An 18,410-nucleotide genomic window follows, 5' to 3' on the forward strand; every position below is an offset into this window, starting at 1 on the left:
CCGTTCATTAGGGTTAGAATCTGCCCGCTTCAGGCCGCAGGGCTTGAGGTTGTGTTCAAGAGCTGGATGCTCCCAGATCTACGGGGCGCCGGCTTTTTTTTCGCATGCCTTTCGGGTGTAAACTTGCATTACGCGCCACCGCGCACTCAGGTCCAGCCAACATGACGCAGATTTCCGAACGCTTTCTGGTGCAGGCCCATCTGGCGGCCAAGCAGCCAAGAGAGTTGAGCCTCGAAGAACAAGCCCACTACCGTGCGCAGATCGCTGCCGAACTCAAAGCGCGTGATGCGGTGCTGGTTGCGCATTATTACTGCGACCCGGTTATTCAGGCGCTGGCCGAAGAGACCGGCGGGTGTGTGGCGGACTCTCTGGAGATGGCGCGTTTCAGCAATAACCACCCTGCCAGCACCGTGCTGGTTGCCGGGGTGCGGTTCATGGGCGAGACAGCCAAGATCCTCAACCCGGAAAAGCGCGTGTTCATGCCGACCCTGGAGGCAACCTGTTCGCTGGATGTGGGTTGTCCTGTCGATGAGTTCTCGGCGTTTTGCGATAAGCATCCTGACCGCACGGTGGTGGTCTATGCCAATACCTCGGCAGCTGTTAAAGCTCGCGCCGACTGGGTGGTGACTTCCGGCTGTGCGCTGGAAATCGTCGAAAGCCTGATGGATAACGGCGAGAAGATCATCTGGGCACCGGACAAGCATCTGGGGCGCTGGATTCAGCGCGAGACCGGCGCTGACATGCTGCTGTGGGACGGTGCCTGCATTGTCCATGAAGAATTCAAGTCCAAGCAGCTTGAGGATATGAAGGCGCTGTACCCTGAGGCGGCAGTGCTGGTGCATCCGGAGTCGCCGGAAGCGGTTATTGCGTTGGCCGATGCAGTCGGTTCTACCAGTCAGATGATCGCTGCCGCGCAACGTCTGCCGAACAAAACTTTTATCGTTGCCACTGATCGCGGCATTTTCTACAAGATGCAGCAGGTGTGCCCCGACAAGATCTTCATCGAGGCGCCCACCGCCGGTAACGGCGCGGCATGCCGCAGTTGTGCGCATTGTCCGTGGATGGCCATGAATACCCTGGAGCGTACCTTGCAGTGCCTGCAGGACGGTAGCAACGAGATCTTTGTCGATCCAGCCCTGATTCCGCATGCCGTACGCCCGTTGCAGCGCATGCTGGACTTCACCCAGGCTGCCCGTCTGAGGCAGGCGGGCAACGCTTGAGGCAGTGGATATAAAAAGCCCGGCATCGCTGCCGGGCTTTTTTATTTGCGCTGCCCTCAATTGTTACATCATGCCTTTGACCAGACGTTCCTGTTCGACCAGTTCTTTCTGGCGGGCGTCGATGCGTGACGCCAGCTGGAAGTTGTTGCTGGAACGACGCTTGGCGAAGTCCAGTTGCTGGATGGCCTGGCGGAAGTCGCCGACCAGAGCAAAGAACTCGGCGCGGGCCTGGTGCAGGCCGACGGTATTGCCGGTCAGGCCACGGGCTTCGGCCACCTGATACCAGATGTCCGGGTCGACCGGACGGTTTTTCAGCAAGGCATCCAGGGCTTTTTCGGCTTCAGCGTTTTTACCTTGCTTGAGCAGGGTGTCGATACGCGCCTGATTGAGCGGGTAGTTGCCAGGGTATTGAGTCAGCAGGCGCTCTGCGCGCTGCTGAGCTTCGGCGAGGCGGTTGCTGGTGATGTCCAGGTCGATCTGGGCCAGGTTGAAGGTGATGTCGTTAGGTGCCTTGTCCAGCAGCGGCTTGAGGCCTTCGCGTGCTTCGTTGAGCTGGCCGCCCTTGATCTGGGCAATTGCCAGGCCATAGCGAGCGTAGTCTGACTTCGGGTTTTCGCTGAGCTGGGCACGGAAGCGCTTGGCAGCAATGCCTGGGGTTTCTTCATAGATCAAGGCGATGCGGGCACGCATCAGTTGATAACGCAGGCTGTCTTCCTTGCCGCCGGACGCGGCCTGTTCGGCGCGGTTACGGGTGTCGGCGATACGTGACTCGCTGACCGGGTGGGTCAGGAGAAACTCTGGCGGCCTCGCATCGAAGCGGTACTGGCGCATCAGACGTTCGAACATGGTGGGCATGTTGCGCGGGTCGTAGCCGGCTTTTTCCAGATTGAGGATGCCGATGCGGTCGGCTTCCTGCTCGTTCTGGCGCGAGAAGCGTCGCTGCTCCTGAATCGCTGCGGCCTGTGATCCGGCAATCGCGGCCATGCCGGCATCCCCGGCGCCGGCCGCAGCCATGACGATACCGGCCAGCATCGCGGCCATTACCGGCACCTGCATGCGTTGCTGGGCCTCGACACCACGGGCGAAGTGGCGCTGCGACAAGTGGGCCAGTTCGTGGGCCATGACTGAGGCATATTCGCCTTCGGTCTGGGCGTGCAGAAACAGGCCGCCGTTGACACCAATGATTCCGCCGGGGGCGGCGAAGGCGTTGAGCTGGTTGCTGTTGATCAGGATGAATTCGAGGCGCCGGTCCTGGACCTGGCTGGTCTCGGCCAGTTTATAGACCGAGGACTCGACGAAGTCTTTGAGTTGCGGGTCGGAAAGCTGATCGACCTGCGAGCGCAACATGCCCAGCCATGCCCGCCCCAATTGATGTTCCTGTTCCGGGGAGACGATGGACGAACTGGAGTCGCCCAGCGAGGGCAGGTCATCGGCCATGACCGGAGTGGCCAGCAGGCAGGCGAGGGTGAGCAGTGTAGGACGCAGAAAATTCATGCACGAAGCTCTGGGTAAATGTGCAGCTACTGTAGCTGCCTCAATGGCTTGCTGACCAGAGTGCGGTATTCTTCAAGCCATGTATGAAACATCCTGATTACTTTTTGCCACAACGATGTGCCTGGCTGGAGAGAAACGATGTCTGAAGCTGTAGTCCCCGAAAACTGTGATGCTGAACTGGATGCACGCGGGCTCAATTGCCCATTGCCGCTGCTCAAGGCCAAGATGGAACTCAACCGCCTGGTCAGTGGTGCGGTGCTCAAGGTGCTGGCCACCGACGCCGGCTCCCAGCGTGACTTTCGCAGTTTCTCACGGCTCTCCGGTCATCAGCTGTTGCATGAGCAGAGCGACGCGGGGGTCTATACCTACTGGTTGCGCAAAGCGTAGCTGGCCGTTTTTCTTCAAAAGGACGTTTGATGTACAAGGTGCTCCAAGACTGGATGCAGCGCTACTTTTCTGATGAAGAGGCGGTGGTGCTGGCGGTTCTGTTGGCTCTGGCCTTCACCCTGATTCTGACCCTGGGCGGGATGCTGGCGCCGGTCCTGGCCGGGCTGGTACTGGCGTTTCTGATGCAGGGGCAGGTCGGGCTCTTGATGCGTTTGCGCATCCCGGAGCGCGTAGCGGTGAGTCTGGTGTTCACCTTGTTCATCGGTTGTTTGCTGGTGTTTTTGCTGATCCTGGTGCCGCTGCTGTGGCATCAGTTGATTACCTTGCTCAATGAGTTGCCCGGCATGCTCGCCAAGTGGCAGTCGCTGCTGCTGTTGCTGCCTGAGCGTTATCCGCATCTGGTATCCGATGAGCAGGTGTTGCAGGCAATCGAGGTGGCGCGGGGTGAAGTGGGCAAGGTCGGCCAGTTGGCACTGACCTTTTCATTGTCCAGCCTGCCGCTGCTGGTCAACCTGATGATCTATCTGGTGCTGGTGCCGATCCTGGTGTTCTTCTTCCTCAAAGACCGCCATCAGATGGGCCGCTGGGCGCGGGGGTATCTGCCGCGTGAGCGGGCACTGCTGACCCGGGTGGCCAGAGAGATGAACCGGCAGATTGCCAATTACATCCGTGGCAAGGTCATCGAGATTGTCATCTGCGGTGGGGTGACCTACGTGGCGTTTGTCGCGCTGGGGCTCAACTACGCGGCGCTGCTGGCGATGCTGGTGGGCATTTCGGTGGTCGTGCCCTACGTTGGCGCTGTGGTCGTCACCGTGCCTGTGGCATTGATCGGCCTGTTCCAGTGGGGCTGGGGGGATCAGTTCATCTACCTGATGGCCATTCACGGGATCATCCAGGCGCTCGATGGCAACGTGCTGGTGCCGCTGCTGTTCTCCGAGGCGGTAAACCTGCATCCGGTGGCAATCATTTGCGCCGTGTTGCTGTTTGGCGGGCTATGGGGCTTCTGGGGGATCTTTTTCGCGATTCCGTTGGCCACCCTGTTCAAGGCCGTGCTCGATGCCTGGCCGCGCCAGGAGCCTGTTGTGGCACCGATGTTGTAGGGTATTCCGGGCGGCGCAGGGCGCGCTGCCCGGGTTCATAATGCGCAATCAGGCCTGATTCAGCTCTTGAGCCTTGGCCAGCACCTGCTCTACATGGCCGGGCACTTTCACGCCGCGCCACTCATGGCGCAGCACGCCATCCTTGTCGATCAGAAAGGTGCTGCGATCCACTCCCAGGTACTCCTTGCCATACAGCTTCTTGAGCTTGATGACATCGAACAGCTGGCACAGTGCTTCATCCTTGTCGCTGATCAGCTCGAACGGGAACGCCTGCTTGGCCTTGAAGTTCTCGTGAGTCTTGAGGCTGTCACGCGATACGCCGAACACCAGGGTGTTGGCGGCTTCGAATGCCGCAATGCTGTCGCGGAAGTTCTGGCCCTCGGTGGTGCAACCGGGGGTATTGTCCTTGGGGTAGAAGTAGATCACCACCTGACGCCCCTTGAGGCCGGACAGGCTGACGGTCTGACCGCCAGTGGCGGCTACCTGGAAATCGCTAACGGATTGGTCTACTACAACGGCCATCAGGCATTCCTTACATTGGGGCTTGTGGGCGCCATGGTTCGATCAGTGCGTCGAGGTTCAGGGCGTCGGAGAAATCCAGGAACTGGTCGCGCAGCCAACTGATCTGGGTACCTGCCGGCAGGGTTACGGTAAAGGTCGCATTCAGCATGGTGCCGCCGGTCTGCGGCGCCTGGTAGGTGTCGCAGGTGAGGTTTTCCAGCTCGACGTTGTGGTCGATGAAGAACTGGCACAGCTCATTGATAATGTCCGGGCGATAGGCCGAGCTGACATAGGCAACGTACGGCAGTGCCTCGGGACGGCTTTCAAGGGCGGCACTGCGCACCACGCTGATGGTGAAAGTGTGTTTCTTGGCCAGGTTGGGAAGCGCGACTTCCAGGCGCGCCAGAGCGTCCCAGCTGCCGGATACCTGCAGCACCAGAGCGCTGAACTCGCCGTGCCTGGTCAGGCGCGAGCTGACCACCGCGCAACGGTTTTCATGGCTGGCGCGAGAGAGAATGTTGGCCAGTTCCATAGGGTTGGCGCCTAGGGCGCTGATGACAAGAAATTGTTCGCGAACCGGGGGGGTGGAGGACATGCAGCATTCCTAGATGATGAACGGTCGGTATCTTCCGGGCCTTTTCGAGCCGCTGGCAGGGATGGTCTGCTCCGCTGCTGTTCCGAACCTTCCTGGCCGGGCCAGCCGTGGCAGGGTCGCAACGCGCTGGAACAGGGCTGTCAGGGGCAAAACCGGGCGATTGGTCGCCGAGCGCAGACGAACGATACTGAGCAAAGGGTGAAGGGTAGCGAAATCCTTCGCCAAGGGGAATGCTCAGAGCGCCGGAGTTCGCTTGTACAAGGCTGATGGCGCCAGTACCATTACGGCTCTCTTTTTCCGGCAGGAGCGGTTGCATGATTGCGGGCAGTATGGTGGCACTCGTCACACCCATGGATGCACAAGGTAGTCTGGACTGGGACGCCCTGAGCAAACTGGTGGACTTCCACCTGCAAGAGGGCACCAACGCCATTGTCGCGGTCGGTACGACCGGCGAGTCGGCGACCCTGAGCGTAGACGAGCACATCGAAGTGATTCGTCGCGTGGTCGGCCAGGTGGCCGGGCGCATTCCGGTGATCGCCGGAACCGGCGCCAACTCCACCAGCGAAGCGGTGGAACTGACCACCAATGCCAAGAATGCCGGCGCTGATGCCTGCCTGTTGGTGGTGCCGTACTATAACAAGCCTACTCAGGAAGGCCTGTTCCAGCATTTCAGCCACATTGCCCGCGCCGTCGATATCCCGCAGATCCTCTACAACGTCCCTGGCCGCACCGCCTGCGACATGCAGGCCGAGACAGTGATCCGCCTGTCGACCGTGCCGAACATCATCGGTATCAAGGAAGCCACCGGCAACCTGCAACGCGCCAAGGACATCCTGGCCGGTGTCAGCAGTGACTTTCTGGTCTACTCCGGTGACGACGCCACGGCGGTAGAGCTGATGCTGCTCGGCGGCAAAGGCAATATCTCGGTCACTGCCAACGTTGCGCCACGGGCCATGAGCGACCTGTGCGCCGCCGCCCTGCGAGGCGATGCCGCCGCCGCCCGGGCCATCAATGACAAGCTCGCGCCGCTCAATAACGCCCTGTTCGTCGAATCCAACCCTATCCCTGTGAAGTGGGCGCTGACCGAACTGGGTCTGATGCAGAGCGGTATCCGCCTGCCACTGACCTGGCTCAGCCAGTCCTGTCACGAGCCGCTGCGCCAGGCCCTGCGCCAGGCCGGCGTACTGGTTTAATTGAGGAAGTACAACGCAATGAAGCGATTGGCCGGACTTTCCGCACTTGCCCTGATCATCTCCAGCACCAGTGGTTGTGGCTGGGTATGGGGCCCAGACGGTTACTTCCGTGATCGCGGCAGCGATTACCTGGAAGCGACCCAGACAGCACCGATGCAGGTGCCAGCCGATATCAGTGGTGCCAAGCGCCTCGATCCGCTGCTGCCGATTCCGCGCAACGTTGCCGATAGCACCCACAAAGGTGAATACGTCGTGCCGCGTCCGCAACCGCTGAGCACTTCCTTGGCCGAGGCCGGCGATTTCAGCCTGCAGCGTAACGGCGAAGCACGTTCGATCCTGGCCCAGCGCCCGCCGGCCGAAGTCTGGCCGGTGGCGCACCAGTACTTCGAAGACAATGGTTTCCGGATCGCTGAAGAGCGCCCGCAGACCGGTGAGTTCACCACAAGCTGGCAGCGTGGCGACGAACTCTCGGCTTCGGTGGCTCGTCGTCTGGCCGGTGGTGGTAGCCCCGCTGACGGCGAAACCCGCGTACGGGTACGTATCGAGCCTGGCGTGCAGCGCAACACCAGTGAAATCTACGTGGTCAGCGTTTCCCGTGCCGCGGGCAGCACCAGCGATGTCGAGTTTCCTGCGCGCAGCGCCAACCTCGGCGTTGACGCTTCGCTGACCGACGACCTGCTGGCGAGCCTGAACCGCAATGCCGGGCAGGGCGGTTCGGTGTCGCTGCTGGCTGCGCGTGACTACGATGCCCCGAGCCGCGTGGCCCTGGGCTCGGACGGTAGCGGTAACCCGGTCCTGAATGTCGGTGAAGACCTTGATCGTGCCTGGTCCAGTGTCGGTCGTGCGCTGGAGCAGGGAGACTGGCGCGTTGAAGACATCAACCGCAGCCTGGGTCTGTATTACATCAACCTGGCAGAGCGGGCCAAGACGCCTGAAAACGAATCCGGTGGCTTCTTCAGTGGTCTGTTCGGCAGCAAACCGACCAAGGAAGAGCTTGAAGCTCGCGCCGAGCGTTATCAGGTGCGCCTGAGCAAGGTCGGTGACAGCGTCCAGGTGACGGTCGAGAAGAACATCAACACCGTGGCACCTGCCGATGTGGCGCGTCGCGTGTTGAGCATCATTCAGGATCACTTGGGCTAAGTGCGCTTCGCGGTCCTCGGCAGCGGCAGTCGTGGCAATGCCACGCTGGTCGCAAGCCACGATACTTATGTGTTGGTCGATTGCGGCTTTTCGCTGCGTGAGACCGAGCGACGCCTGGCCCGGCTGGGCGTCGCTGCAGAACAGCTCAGTGCGATTCTGGTGACCCACGAACATGCCGATCATGTGCATGGCGTGGGTTTGCTGTCTCGGCGCTACAATGTGCCGGTGTACCTCAGTCGCGGGACGTTGCGCGGCATGCGCAAACCTGTGGAGGCCGCTGCACTGCTCTGTGCCGGCGAGTCGCTGCGCATCGGCGCGCTGGACATCGACGTGGTGTCGGTCGCCCACGATGCACTGGAGCCAACCCAGTTTGTCTTCAGCGACGGGCAGCGGCGCTTTGGCCTGCTGACCGACCTGGGGTCATATTGCACGGACGTATTGCAACGCTATCAGGGCCTGGATGCCCTGATGATCGAAGCCAACCATTGCCGCGATCTGCTTGCCAGAGGGCCTTATCCGGTCTTTCTCAAGCAGCGGGTGGGAGGCCACACAGGACATTTGAACAATCATCAGGCCGCGAGCCTGGTGAGCGAGCTGGGATGGCAGACACTGCAACACCTGGTGCTGGCCCATCTGAGCAGCAAGAACAACCGGCCGCAGTTGGCCCGGCAATGTTTCGTCGATACCCTCGGGTGCGACCCGGACTGGCTGCAACTGGCCGATCAAGATTGTGGGCTCGACTGGCGACAGATCGCCTAGCCCAATCATTAGCAAGCGGAGCCCATCATGGAAAAGCGCGAAGAACTCTACCGCGGTAAAGCCAAATCGGTTTACAAGACCGATGACGCCGACCGTTTGATCCTGCTGTTTCGTAACGACACCTCGGCGTTCGACGGCAAGCGTATCGAGCAACTGGACCGCAAAGGCATGGTGAACAACAAGTTCAACGCCTTCATCATGCAGAAGCTCGAAGAGGCCGGCGTGCCGACCCAGTTCGACAAGCTGCTGGGTGACAACGAAGCACTGGTCAAGAAGCTCGACATGATCCCGGTCGAGTGCGTCGTGCGTAACTACGCTGCCGGCAGCCTGGTCAAGCGTCTGGGCGTTGAAGAAGGCCTGAAGCTTGAGCCTTACACCTTCGAACTGTTCCTCAAGGATGACGCCAAGGGCGACCCGTTCATCAACGAATCTCACGTTGTGGCATTCGGTTGGGGCACCGCCGAGCAACTGGCGCGCATGAAAGAGCTGTCGCTGAAGGTCAACGAAGTGCTGAGCAAGCTGTTCGACGACGCTGGCCTGCTGCTGGTCGACTTCAAGCTGGAGTTCGGCGTGTTCCACGGCCAGATCGTGCTGGGCGACGAGTTCAGTCCTGATGGCTGCCGCCTGTGGGACAAGGAAACCCGCAAGAAGATGGACAAAGACCGCTTCCGTCAGGGGCTGGGCGACGTCATCGAAGCCTATGAAGAAGTCGCGCAGCGTCTGGGCGTGCCCCTGTAAGTTTGCAAGCGCTTGATACCACGAAAAAAATTGTAGAAATGTCTCGACAACTACGATCAAGCTGGTATGATGCGCGCCATTGGAGAGATGCCGGAGTGGTCGAACGGGACGGATTCGAAATCCGTTGTACTGGCAACAGTACCTAGGGTTCAAATCCCTATCTCTCCGCCATACAACGAAAAGCCCCGCAGATGAAAATCTGCGGGGCTTTTTCGTTTTACTCCTGCTGCATGCTTTTGAGCATCGTTCCTGGTTCGGTATCAGCCAGCTGTCTCGCATGACGTGGTCTGCTGTGTTCAGCCGATCGCCCGGTTATATAAATGTTGGCAGTTATCCTACAACCGTGTCGGCCATTATATAAATTTAATTGGTTTGCCATACCCATTAACAAGTTAGGGGTATACAGGCTTAATTGGATCCAGAGATATCCTTTTGTCTACCACTCACCCAGATGATGTGAAACATTTTTGGGGTGGAAATATGTCTGGTATCAAATCGGTTACCATGGGCTCGGTATTGTCTGACGATCCACGCATTTAAACCCTGATTGTGGGCAAGGTTATTTATGGATGGCGCGCAATTAAGAGCCTGCCTGGAGGCTGAGGTAGATGAACTGCATGCCCAAGGTAATATTGACTCGCTCATCAAGCAGCATTATCAGTACCTGGGGCAGTACTATAAAGTTCGGCCGTTCTTTTACAAGAATGTTCTGAAATTTGACAGGTTTATGGTGGTGTTGGCCATGTTGACCAACTATTACGATGAGCATCTTCCTTCGCTATCAAAGGTTCGCGAGTTGTGTTTGCAGCGTGGTTATTTGTCCAAAAACAGCCTGGAGTCGTATTTCTCCTTTTTCATTATTTCCGGTTATATGGAGGTGACGCATCACCCGGATGATCGACGGCTCAGGATTTACAGGCCTTCTGTGCGGGCCATGGCTGAGGCCGTCAATATCGTCAGTGCCTATTACTTTCCGGCGCTCGGTATGACGGATACCTGTGATGGCTCTGCAAAGGTCAGTGGACGAACCGTAGAGGCGTTCTTTCGCGGCTTCAAGCGGATTCTGGATGCTGACATCACCCTTGACATGCTGCTGCCGGAAAGCCGCTGGCTGATTAATCGCGACGGCGGGCACATGCCGATGCTGGCCCTGTTCGTCGAGGCGCTGGAAAAGCAGGCCAAGGCCGGGTCGGGTTGTAAAAGGTCGAGCTACGGAGAAATGTCTGCCGGGCTTGCGGTGTCGAGCACTCATTTGATCAGGCTGGTGAGGGAGGGTGAAACGAAGGGCTATTTCACAACGGCCAGGAGCACCTTGGAACTGTCGGAAAGCTTCATGCAGTTGGTGCGAAAAATGATGCTGATCAACTTCGCTATTACCCGAGTGAGCATCAGGCTGGGTGAACAGCACACCGGCCAATAAGGAGGCACATGAAGAACAACATGGAGCAGGGTAAAGTTGCAGCGAACTCAAGACAGGCGAATCAGAACGGTGTTGCATGGCGGTATTGTGCGTGCGGAGTGTCTGGCGATTTCCAGTTGGTGTGTGGTGCAGTGGCTTGTTTACTCCCGTCAGTCAGTGATCGAGGCGCTCCTGCTGTTTTTTCTGATGATTGCCATCAGTCTTGTCCAGACATTTACCCGTAGCGATAAAGTCTGGCGGCTCGCGGGTGTGGTATTTGTTCTGGTGTTTTCTGCATCTTACAAGTTTTTATTTGTTTCGCGTCCCGAGCTGTATCAGGCATTTTCATTGGCTTTTGCAGTCATTGCCGTATTGGGCGCTTCGTTGCTGATCCGCAGTCCTCATGATTACACGGTCACTGCGTTATTGACCTGGTTGATTATCTGGCCCGTCGCACCCTTGGCGGTGCCGGACGCCAATCTGTATGTCGTTATCTTTGCCCTGTTTTCCGTCGCGTTGGGCGGGCTTAACAATTATTCGTTCATGGATTCTCTGAGGAGTATTTTGGCGGCCGAGCAACAGTATCGGGTCATGGCTGAAACCGACTATCTGACCGGTATCTACAACCGTCGTGCGTTCATGGCGCGTTTCGAACGCCTGGCGCTGTCCGTGCGGGGCGGGTGCTTTCTGATGATTGATATCGATAACTTCAAGCGTGTCAACGATGGCTGGGGGCATGACGTCGGCGATCAGGTTCTGTGTGCCCTGGCGCGTTGCCTGAATCAGGTGCAAGGCAGTCACTGTCATGGGCGCCTTGGTGGCGAGGAGTTCGGTGTGCTGCTCGATACGCGTAATACCCAGGAGGCCGTCGCTTATACCGAGCGTCTGCTGCAGGCGGTGCGCGGCTGCGACTTTTTGCCCTGCAGGTTCACCGTGAGTGCGGGCCTGGTGTCTTTCGAGCGGGGGGCGGATGTCTCGCACGTGCTCAAAAGCGCTGATCGCAAACTTTACGAGGCCAAGAGTGCCGGTAAAGACAACTTCAAGATGCAGGTGTGCTGAGTGTTCGCCTGCTATCGCTCATACCGCTGTAGAAACCATTGCGATAGAGCAGGGAGGTGCCATGAGGCACAGCATAGCGACAGCCGTTGCCGATCTGGAGTCCGGTGTCGCGCACCTGAAAGGTCAAGTGTCATGCATGTTGCTGAAGATCAATCAGGTCGATTGCGCCATTGACATTGCCAAGTCGCTGCTGGCCAGCACAGATCGGTTAATGGGCGGGCCCCAGACCAATGCGAGCAGTTTGAGTGACCTGTCCTGTGTTCATCTCAAGGGCGAGTTGTTGAGGCTTATTGCGGTCGTCGAGGAGGGCGTCAGAAGAATTCTGGGGCTGACCGGCATGTTGATCGACGACGTTCGCCAGAGACTGTTGATCATCAGTCGGGGGTTTTGCGAGTTCGATTCAGCGCGTGGTCGTTTGAATGCCCTGAAGACGGTGCTGGATGACGTCGAGTCGTTATGTGTCTCGATTCTGGCGCGATCCAGCGTTCAGTTGCTGGCGCTTGATGCCTTGAAACAGAACAAGGGCGCCCTTGAGTGACCGCTTGGCAGGTTCTGCCGGTGGTTCATTCGCCGTAACCATTGGGAGGTGTGAGTATGTTCGAACGACGCTTGAAACAAGAGCTGATAAAGCGCGATAACCAGTTACGGCAGTTACAGCAACTGGGTGCACAGCTGGATGCGGGCATGCTCTCAGTGCGCCTGGGCCCGGATTTGAAAGTCATGGCGTTCAACAGCGCATTTGCTGACTCGCTGGGGCGCATGCCTGAGCGGCTGCATGGCCAGAGTCTGAAGCAGCTCATGTCAACGTCAGGCAGCACCGCGGGGCTCTTCGCAGCGCTGGAAGACGGACTGAAGGCGTCAAAGCCTGTGCATGACCGTTACCGGTTTATACGCACCGATGGCGGCGCTGCCTGGCTGAGCCTGCATTGGCTGCCGGTGTATGACGATGCGGGCCGTCTCGAACATGTGCAGGGTTACGGTTCGGCTATCACCGACATGGTCGAGCAGATCAGCGAACATTCGCAAATCCTGGCGGCGTTGCTCAGGTCCACGGCGGTAATCCAGTTCAATCCCGACGGCACCGTGATCACCGCCAACGATCAATTCCTGCAGAGCATGGGGTATTCGCTGGCGCAGATTCAGAAACGTCATCATCGGATCTTCTGCGCAACGGACTATGCCGCCTCTGCCGAATACGTGGCGTTTTGGGAAAGGCTGCGGCAGGGTGAATACGTGGCGGGCCGGTTTTGCCGGCTGCACAATCGTGGTCATCCGGTCTGGTTGGAGGCTTCCTATAATCCGGTCTATGACGCTGAAGGGCGGCTGTACAAAGTGGTCAAGTTCGCCAGCGTCGTAACCGACCAGGTGAGCCGCGAGACACAGGTCAAAAGCGCTGCGCAGATCGCCTACGATATTTCGCGCCAGACCGAGACCCGCGCCGCGCAGGGTACCGAGGTCGTACAGCAGGCCATCAAAACCATGAAATCCATCGCCGGTCAGATGCAATCGGCGACCGCCAGCATGCAGGCTTTGGGCGACCAGTCGTTGCTGATCAGCAGCATGGTGGAGAAGATCAGCGCGATTGCTTCGCAGACCAATCTGCTTGCCCTCAACGCGGCTATCGAGGCTGCGCGTGCCGGTGAGCAAGGTTGGGGCTTTGCAGTCGTGGCCGATGAGGTGCGTCAACTGGCCGGGCGCACCAGCGCGGCCACCGGTGAAATCGTCCAGATTGTCCAGCACAACAAGACCCTGGCTGACAAGGCGGTCGAAGACATCCAATCCAGTCGGACAAAGGCCGAGCAAGGCCTGCTGATGGCCGAGCAGGCCGATACCGCGATCATCGATATTCGCAATGGGGCCATTGAGGTGGTTCAGGCTGTAGGAAGGGTCACGGTGGATTTGGGCTAAGCGCTTGGTATGCACAACTGCGCCGTAGAGCCGGTCGCCCGTACCGATGGCCGGGTATTTGACGACGATCAGGTATCTATTCTGGTTGCCCTATTCCCTGCTCGCGGCGCCAGCGCGACTGCTATCGTGAAGAGCACGATTCAGCGTGTTGTTACGTATTACGTTGGTTTGACCTGACTCACAATCGAATGCTCAGGGGGCCATCATGCAAAAGACTGTCATTTTTGGAGTGCTCGATACTGCTCAGTTGGCGTACTACTACTTGAAAAAAGACCCTTCGGTTGAAGTTGTCGGTTTCACGGTCAACCAACGTTATCTCCCGGAATCGAGGCATTTCGAAGGCTTACCGGTGGTGCCGTTCGAATCCCTCCATGAGTATTTTCCGTGTGTCGGGTACAAGCTGTTTGCACCGATGACGGGGCGCAGGATGAACCGTCAGCGTGAGTCGATCTATCTTCAGGGCAAAGAAAAGGGCTACGACTTCATTTCATACGTCAGCCCCCAGGCGACGGTGAATGACAACCTGATCGGTGAGAACTGTTTCATTCTGGAAGACAACACACTGCAACCCTTCACCAGCATCGGTAACAACGTGGTCATGTGGAGTGGTAACCATATTGGTCACCATAGCGAGATTCGCGACCATGCGTTTTTCGCCTCCCATGTGGTCTTGTCCGGGCATTGCCTGGTCAATGGCTATGCCTGGTTCGGCGTCAATTCGACCATCACCAATAATTGCACGATCGCTGAGGGCACCTGTGTCGCCATGGGGGCGCTGATTTCGAAAGACACTCAGCCCTGGCAGTTATATGTCGGTGCCCCGGCGCGCGCGGTGAAAAGCAGTCAGGAACTGGATTTCTAGGCATCCCATGGTGTGTAAGGCCTGCGCCTCACAGGTAATCGTAGGCCTCAAGATGCGGTTTTATGCCTTGGGCGCCGACTTCCATCAGCGCATCGATGATCGACAGGTACGGGGTAAAGACTTTGCCACGCTGGCGGTAGGGCAGTGGCTGCATAGCGATGAATTGCAGATCGATACCGGCGTTGGCAAATGCCCGTGGCTCGTACAGTGACCTGCCGCCCTGGGCGTTGATGTAGCGTGTTGCACCTTCCTGGCGGCAAATATCCAGAATCCGCTCCTGCGCCGCCAGGTGCGCGTTGTTGTAGATCTGGCTGCTGGGGATGATTCGCGCCGTCAGGCCCATGAAGCTCGCCATCATTTGAATCTGATAAGTCAGAAATTGCGCAAGGTTGCTGCTCTCAAAGCTCAGCAGGTGCTCAAGCAAAGGAAACACCTGATAGAAGCAGGGCGCTTTGCCATAAGCCATTTGCATACTCAGCAGCATTCGACGCTGCCACTGCGCGGCGGGTGCGATCTGGATCTGGTTAATCTTGCGGTTCTGCGATGCATCAAGCAGCGGCAAAGTGATCAAGCCCGCAGCGTTATTGATCAGGATCCGGTTGCGATTGATCCAGCCGCGGTTGATGTAGTTCACGTCGTCATAGACCACGAAGCAGTCCGAGGCGTGTAGCAGTTGCCAGTAGCCAATATAGGGAAACAGGTAGGGTTGCATGATCGCCACTGCACTCATGCAATCGCCTCGGCAATCGCGAAGTTGTTGCACGGGGGCCTGAAGGTGATAACGCTGACGTGCAGATGGTGGCGGAAACTGTCGAGCATCCGTTTCTCTCCCTGGCGATTCAAAAAATGTCCTTGGCCCACGTGTACGGGCGTAAGACGTTATTGAATCGCTCGCGCTGGCCCATCCGGAGTACAGGTTCAGTTAACTGTCGACCAACGCTCTGAGGTCACGGGTGATCAGGTCAATCACTCCAGCAAACTGTAGCAGCCAGGGGTGTTCGTGCAACGGACGGCTTTGCAGTGGCGGTAAATATTATTGCGTGCTGACGGGTATGCGCATGGCGTGGTGCATGAGCGTCGCCGGGTGACTCTGCATGTCATCCATCTGGTCTATTCTCCCTGCAAGTGCATACGCTATCGGGGGCTTCCTACGGTTGCGCAGCACCCTCCGCTGTCGCCCGAAGTGCCACACGGCCTCGGTTCACTCAGTTGCATGCAAGGAGTTGCAAATGACCGATGTAGATCAAGCAGAACAAACCCCTTCGCTTCCGGATCAAGGCTACGATGAGCTGATCGCCCAGTTTCAGGCGCAGGGTCGGCAGATTGATTGGCTGCTGCAGTGGCTGGTCAGGTTTGTGGTGAGTACCAAGGTCGAGCTGGGTGTCACCCTGTCGGTCGGTGGAAATCTGCTGTCAGGACATCTTGTTTCTCATGATGCCTATTTTGATCAGCTAGCCGAGGAGCTGGCGGCGCCTTTTGGTCAATTTCACAACGGTACTGATCAATCAATGAAGGAAATGATTCTGTCGTTCAAACCCGGTGAGCTGGCTGAGGACGATAATCACGCCTTCCACTTCATTCATCTCAAGGACGCCAAAACCTACTCTTCCGACCAGAGCCCGATCTGCGAAACCGGTGTGCTGTGGCGTGGCCGCATCGCCGCGGTAGACGGCTTCAGTATCGGTCGGATCGTGACGCATTGATGGCAGCTGTCCGGCGCGGTGCAAGCCTCGCCGGCGGTTCACTTTATCAACGGGCAAAGAAAAGCCCGCCGGATGGGGGGAGCGGGCTTAAGGTTCACACTTGGGAGCGACTTCAAGATGCAACAGCCGCTGTGAAAAGTTCGTGAACTTCATGTCATGGTTTTGCAGCCTGTTAGTTTTTGTTTTTTTGTTCGCCAGGTCTGGGTTTCGGCCGTCGTTGCGAATGCCCGCTGAATTTCCCACGTCGACGTTCTCCAGCGCTAAATCAGCGCGCGCCGTCGTCATTGGCCGTTGTCGTCAGATGGCAACAAAATCTGTGCAGCGTGGTGCAGGCGATCTCGCTGAAAACTGTCGTTTTTTAGCGACAATATGTCGCAGCGGGGCGGGTGTCGCGAGTAATATGTGCGGCCTGAATTGCTCACCGAATTTTTCCGGTATGGCCTGAGAGAGCTGGCAAAAAAACAATAACGCAACACGCCAGGTTGCACGCCCCGGTCTTGCACAGAATTTACGAGAGACGAAAAGGCGAAGAAGAAATGACCAATACCACACGACCGCTGTACATTTCCTACGCAGGTCCTTCCCTGTTGGAAATGCCCCTTCTGAACAAGGGCAGTGCGTTCACTCCGCAAGAGCGGATCGATTTCAACCTGATCGGCTTGTTGCCACAAAACGTGGAAACCATCGAAGAACAGGTGGCCCGGGCCTACAGCCAGTATCAGCAGTGCGCCAGCGATCTGGACAAGCACATCTTCCTGCGCTCGATCCAGGACAACAACGAGACGCTGTTCTTCCGTCTGCTGGACGCGAATCTGGAACAGATGCTGCCGATTATCTACACCCCGACGGTCGGTCAGGCGTGTCAGGAATTCTCCAAGATCTACCGCACCCACCGCGGCCTGTTCATTTCCTATCCTGACCGCGATCGTATCGATGACATCCTGCGCAGCGCGACCAAAGACCGGATCAAGATCATCGTGGTAACCGACAGCGAGCGCATTCTCGGTCTGGGCGACCAGGGCATCGGCGGCATGGGGATCCCGATCGGCAAATTGTCGTTGTACACCGCCTGCGGTGGGGTCAGCCCGGCCTACACCCTGCCGATCGTGCTGGATGTCGGCACCAACAACCGTGAATTGCTGGATGACCCGATGTACATGGGCTGGCGCCACGAGCGGGTGACCGGCAAGGAGTACGAAGACTTCGTTGCGCTGTTCATCGAAGCGGTACAGCGCCGCTGGCCGGACGTGCTGCTGCAGTTCGAAGACTTTGCCCAGGCCAACGCCATGCCGTTGCTGGACAAATACCGCGACGTGCTGTGCTGCTTCAACGATGACATTCAGGGCACCGCGTCCGTGGCGGTGGGTACGCTGCTGGCGGCCTGCAAGGCCAAGCAGGAAACCCTCGGCCAGCAGAAAGTGGTGTTTCTGGGCGCCGGTTCCGCCGGTTGCGGTATCGCCGAACACATCATCGCCGCCATGCAGGTCGAGGGCCTGAGCGAGGCCCAGGCACGCAAGCGGATCTTCATGGTCGACCGTTTCGGTCTGCTCACCGAGGGCATGGATAACCTGCTGGACTTCCAGAAGCGCCTGGCGCAGCAGTCTGCTGACGTGGCCGGTTGGGCAAGCGCCGGTCAGGACTATGCGTCACTGCTGGATGTGGTCAGCAACGCTGGCGCCACCGTACTGATCGGGGTTTCGGGTCAGCGTGGCCTGTTCAGCGAAGAAGTGATCCGTGAGTTGCACAAGCACTGCCCGCGTCCGCTGGTGATGCCACTGTCCAACCCGACCTCCAAGGTCGAGGTCACGCCTGAGGAAGTCCTGCGCTGGACCGACGGCCAGGCCCTGGTTGCCACCGGTAGCCCGTTTGCCCCGGTGAACATCAACGGTCGCACCGTACACATTGCCCAGTGCAACAACTCGTACATCTTCCCGGGCATCGGTCTGGGTGTCCTGGCGTGCAAGGCTTCGCGAATCAGCGACCGCATGCTGATGGCAGCCTCGAACGCCTTGGCCGAATGCTCGCCTATGGTGACCGGGGAGGGCGATGCGGTGTTGCCGCCGCTCAAGGACATTCAGCAGGTCAGCCGCAAGATCGCTCTGGCCGTGGCCAAAGAGGCCCAGGCCGAAGGGCTGGCGCTGGAAACGCCGGAAGACGTTATTCTCGACGCCATCGAGCGCAACTTCTGGACGCCTGAGTACCGTACCTACCGTCGGCGTTCCAACTGACCGACAGCCGGGGCGCGCAATGCGCCCCGGCCTCCTGCAACATCTGCTCAATACTATGAAGATTGTGCAAAGACTTGCCGGCTGATGCGCGACAAGCTCCCACGGCGATATATACTGCGCGCCA

The 18,410-nt window shown here is 58.3% G+C and carries 17 protein-coding genes, 1 tRNA gene and 2 pseudogenes; 16 read left to right on the forward strand and 4 right to left on the reverse strand.

Annotated features, from left to right (window positions below; genetic code table 11):
• The first annotated feature begins 161 nt into the window (after positions 1 to 161).
• Positions 162 to 1,220: a quinolinate synthase NadA gene (gene nadA, locus PSCI_RS16505; RefSeq protein WP_045488976.1), complete on the forward strand. Its 1,059-nt coding sequence runs from the start codon at positions 162 to 164 to the stop codon at positions 1,218 to 1,220.
• 63 nt (positions 1,221 to 1,283) lie between these two features.
• Here the strand turns inward: nadA and PSCI_RS16510 are convergent, their stop codons facing one another.
• Positions 1,284 to 2,714, reverse strand: coding sequence for a M48 family metalloprotease (locus tag PSCI_RS16510; RefSeq protein WP_045488978.1), 1,431 nt, complete (start codon positions 2,712 to 2,714; stop codon positions 1,284 to 1,286).
• 138 nt (positions 2,715 to 2,852) lie between these two features.
• Here PSCI_RS16510 and PSCI_RS16515 point away from each other — a divergent pair, with 138 nt between their 5' ends.
• Together PSCI_RS16515 and PSCI_RS16520 are read left to right on the forward strand one after the other, a co-directional pair.
• Positions 2,853 to 3,101 carry a sulfurtransferase TusA family protein gene (locus PSCI_RS16515; protein ID WP_045488980.1) on the forward strand — a complete coding sequence of 83 codons (249 nt, stop codon included), beginning with the start codon at positions 2,853 to 2,855 and terminating at the stop codon, positions 3,099 to 3,101.
• A 29-nt stretch (positions 3,102 to 3,130) separates the two neighbouring features.
• Positions 3,131 to 4,201, forward strand: a complete 1,071-nt coding sequence (locus PSCI_RS16520; RefSeq protein ID WP_045488982.1) for an AI-2E family transporter — start codon at positions 3,131 to 3,133, stop codon at positions 4,199 to 4,201.
• A gap of 48 nt (positions 4,202 to 4,249) precedes the next feature.
• Here the strand turns inward: PSCI_RS16520 and PSCI_RS16525 are convergent, their stop codons facing one another.
• The gene (locus PSCI_RS16525) at positions 4,250 to 4,723 is read right to left on the reverse strand and encodes a peroxiredoxin (protein WP_045488984.1); all 474 of its coding nucleotides are present in this window, start codon (positions 4,721 to 4,723) and stop codon (positions 4,250 to 4,252) included.
• A gap of 10 nt (positions 4,724 to 4,733) precedes the next feature.
• Complete coding sequence (locus PSCI_RS16530) at positions 4,734 to 5,297, reverse strand: glycine cleavage system protein R (protein ID WP_045488985.1); 564 nt, start codon at positions 5,295 to 5,297, stop codon at positions 4,734 to 4,736.
• A 314-nt stretch (positions 5,298 to 5,611) separates the two neighbouring features.
• Between PSCI_RS16530 and dapA the strand changes: the two genes are divergently transcribed.
• The 11 genes and pseudogenes from dapA (at position 5,612) to PSCI_RS16580 (ending at position 14,355) form a co-directional block, all read left to right on the forward strand.
• Positions 5,612 to 6,490: a 4-hydroxy-tetrahydrodipicolinate synthase gene (gene dapA / locus PSCI_RS16535; RefSeq protein ID WP_045488987.1), complete on the forward strand. Its 879-nt coding sequence runs from the start codon at positions 5,612 to 5,614 to the stop codon at positions 6,488 to 6,490.
• An 18-nt stretch (positions 6,491 to 6,508) separates the two neighbouring features.
• Positions 6,509 to 7,630 carry an outer membrane protein assembly factor BamC gene (gene bamC / locus PSCI_RS16540; protein WP_045488989.1) on the forward strand — a complete coding sequence of 374 codons (1,122 nt, stop codon included), beginning with the start codon at positions 6,509 to 6,511 and terminating at the stop codon, positions 7,628 to 7,630.
• Complete coding sequence (locus PSCI_RS16545; protein ID WP_045488991.1) at positions 7,631 to 8,389, forward strand: MBL fold metallo-hydrolase; 759 nt, start codon at positions 7,631 to 7,633, stop codon at positions 8,387 to 8,389.
• 27 nt (positions 8,390 to 8,416) lie between these two features.
• Complete coding sequence (gene purC, locus PSCI_RS16550; protein ID WP_045488992.1) at positions 8,417 to 9,127, forward strand: phosphoribosylaminoimidazolesuccinocarboxamide synthase; 711 nt, start codon at positions 8,417 to 8,419, stop codon at positions 9,125 to 9,127.
• Between the two features lie 81 nt (positions 9,128 to 9,208).
• A tRNA-Ser gene (locus PSCI_RS16555) sits at positions 9,209 to 9,298 on the forward strand.
• 394 nt (positions 9,299 to 9,692) lie between these two features.
• A complete protein-coding gene (locus PSCI_RS16560) occupies positions 9,693 to 10,547 on the forward strand; it encodes a hypothetical protein (RefSeq protein ID WP_045488994.1) in 855 nt (284 codons plus the stop codon).
• Between the two features lie 87 nt (positions 10,548 to 10,634).
• A complete protein-coding gene (locus PSCI_RS16565) occupies positions 10,635 to 11,585 on the forward strand; it encodes a GGDEF domain-containing protein (RefSeq protein ID WP_144403266.1) in 951 nt (316 codons plus the stop codon).
• Between the two features lie 136 nt (positions 11,586 to 11,721).
• The gene (locus PSCI_RS16570) at positions 11,722 to 12,123 is read left to right on the forward strand and encodes a hypothetical protein (protein WP_144403267.1); all 402 of its coding nucleotides are present in this window, start codon (positions 11,722 to 11,724) and stop codon (positions 12,121 to 12,123) included.
• Between the two features lie 56 nt (positions 12,124 to 12,179).
• Positions 12,180 to 12,944 (forward strand): annotated as a pseudogene (locus tag PSCI_RS30210) (PAS domain-containing protein); the annotation flags it as partial.
• Positions 12,945 to 13,055: 111 nt separating this feature from the next.
• Positions 13,056 to 13,493, forward strand: a pseudogene (locus tag PSCI_RS30215) (methyl-accepting chemotaxis protein); the annotation flags it as partial.
• A 205-nt stretch (positions 13,494 to 13,698) separates the two neighbouring features.
• Entirely contained in the window at positions 13,699 to 14,355 is a 657-nt protein-coding gene (locus tag PSCI_RS16580) for an acetyltransferase (protein ID WP_045489000.1), read from the forward strand.
• Between the two features lie 28 nt (positions 14,356 to 14,383).
• On the opposite strand, the gene PSCI_RS16585 is transcribed toward PSCI_RS16580, so the two are convergent.
• Positions 14,384 to 15,085, reverse strand: coding sequence for a WbqC family protein (locus tag PSCI_RS16585; protein ID WP_045489003.1), 702 nt, complete (start codon positions 15,083 to 15,085; stop codon positions 14,384 to 14,386).
• A 499-nt stretch (positions 15,086 to 15,584) separates the two neighbouring features.
• Between PSCI_RS16585 and gvpU the strand changes: the two genes are divergently transcribed.
• On the forward strand, positions 15,585 to 16,058 hold the full coding sequence (gvpU, locus tag PSCI_RS16590; RefSeq protein WP_045489006.1) for a gas vesicle accessory protein GvpU: 474 nt from the start codon (positions 15,585 to 15,587) through the stop codon (positions 16,056 to 16,058).
• A 536-nt stretch (positions 16,059 to 16,594) separates the two neighbouring features.
• On the forward strand, positions 16,595 to 18,286 hold the full coding sequence (locus PSCI_RS16595) for an NAD-dependent malic enzyme (protein WP_045489008.1): 1,692 nt from the start codon (positions 16,595 to 16,597) through the stop codon (positions 18,284 to 18,286).
• Positions 18,287 to 18,410: the final 124 nt, after the last annotated feature.

The organism is Pseudomonas sp. StFLB209, assembly GCF_000829415.1.
Classification (GTDB): Bacteria; Pseudomonadota; Gammaproteobacteria; order Pseudomonadales; family Pseudomonadaceae; genus Aquipseudomonas.

Bases quoted from the DNA above. Each gene is read 5' to 3' on its own strand.
- nadA (WP_045488976.1), top strand. From the start codon at position 162: ATGACGCAGATTTCCGAACGCTTTCTGGTGCAGGCCCATCTGGCGGCC.
- PSCI_RS16510 (WP_045488978.1), bottom strand. From the start codon at position 2,714: ATGAATTTTCTGCGTCCTACACTGCTCACCCTCGCCTGCCTGCTGGCC.
- PSCI_RS16515 (WP_045488980.1), top strand. From the start codon at position 2,853: ATGTCTGAAGCTGTAGTCCCCGAAAACTGTGATGCTGAACTGGATGCA.
- PSCI_RS16520 (WP_045488982.1), top strand. From the start codon at position 3,131: ATGTACAAGGTGCTCCAAGACTGGATGCAGCGCTACTTTTCTGATGAA.
- PSCI_RS16525 (WP_045488984.1), bottom strand. From the start codon at position 4,723: ATGGCCGTTGTAGTAGACCAATCCGTTAGCGATTTCCAGGTAGCCGCC.
- PSCI_RS16530 (WP_045488985.1), bottom strand. From the start codon at position 5,297: ATGTCCTCCACCCCCCCGGTTCGCGAACAATTTCTTGTCATCAGCGCC.
- dapA (WP_045488987.1), top strand. From the start codon at position 5,612: ATGATTGCGGGCAGTATGGTGGCACTCGTCACACCCATGGATGCACAA.
- bamC (WP_045488989.1), top strand. From the start codon at position 6,509: ATGAAGCGATTGGCCGGACTTTCCGCACTTGCCCTGATCATCTCCAGC.
- purC (WP_045488992.1), top strand. From the start codon at position 8,417: ATGGAAAAGCGCGAAGAACTCTACCGCGGTAAAGCCAAATCGGTTTAC.
- PSCI_RS16560 (WP_045488994.1), top strand. From the start codon at position 9,693: ATGGATGGCGCGCAATTAAGAGCCTGCCTGGAGGCTGAGGTAGATGAA.
- PSCI_RS16570 (WP_144403267.1), top strand. From the start codon at position 11,722: ATGTTGCTGAAGATCAATCAGGTCGATTGCGCCATTGACATTGCCAAG.
- PSCI_RS16580 (WP_045489000.1), top strand. From the start codon at position 13,699: ATGCAAAAGACTGTCATTTTTGGAGTGCTCGATACTGCTCAGTTGGCG.
- PSCI_RS16585 (WP_045489003.1), bottom strand. From the start codon at position 15,085: ATGAGTGCAGTGGCGATCATGCAACCCTACCTGTTTCCCTATATTGGC.
- gvpU (WP_045489006.1), top strand. From the start codon at position 15,585: ATGACCGATGTAGATCAAGCAGAACAAACCCCTTCGCTTCCGGATCAA.
- PSCI_RS16595 (WP_045489008.1), top strand. From the start codon at position 16,595: ATGACCAATACCACACGACCGCTGTACATTTCCTACGCAGGTCCTTCC.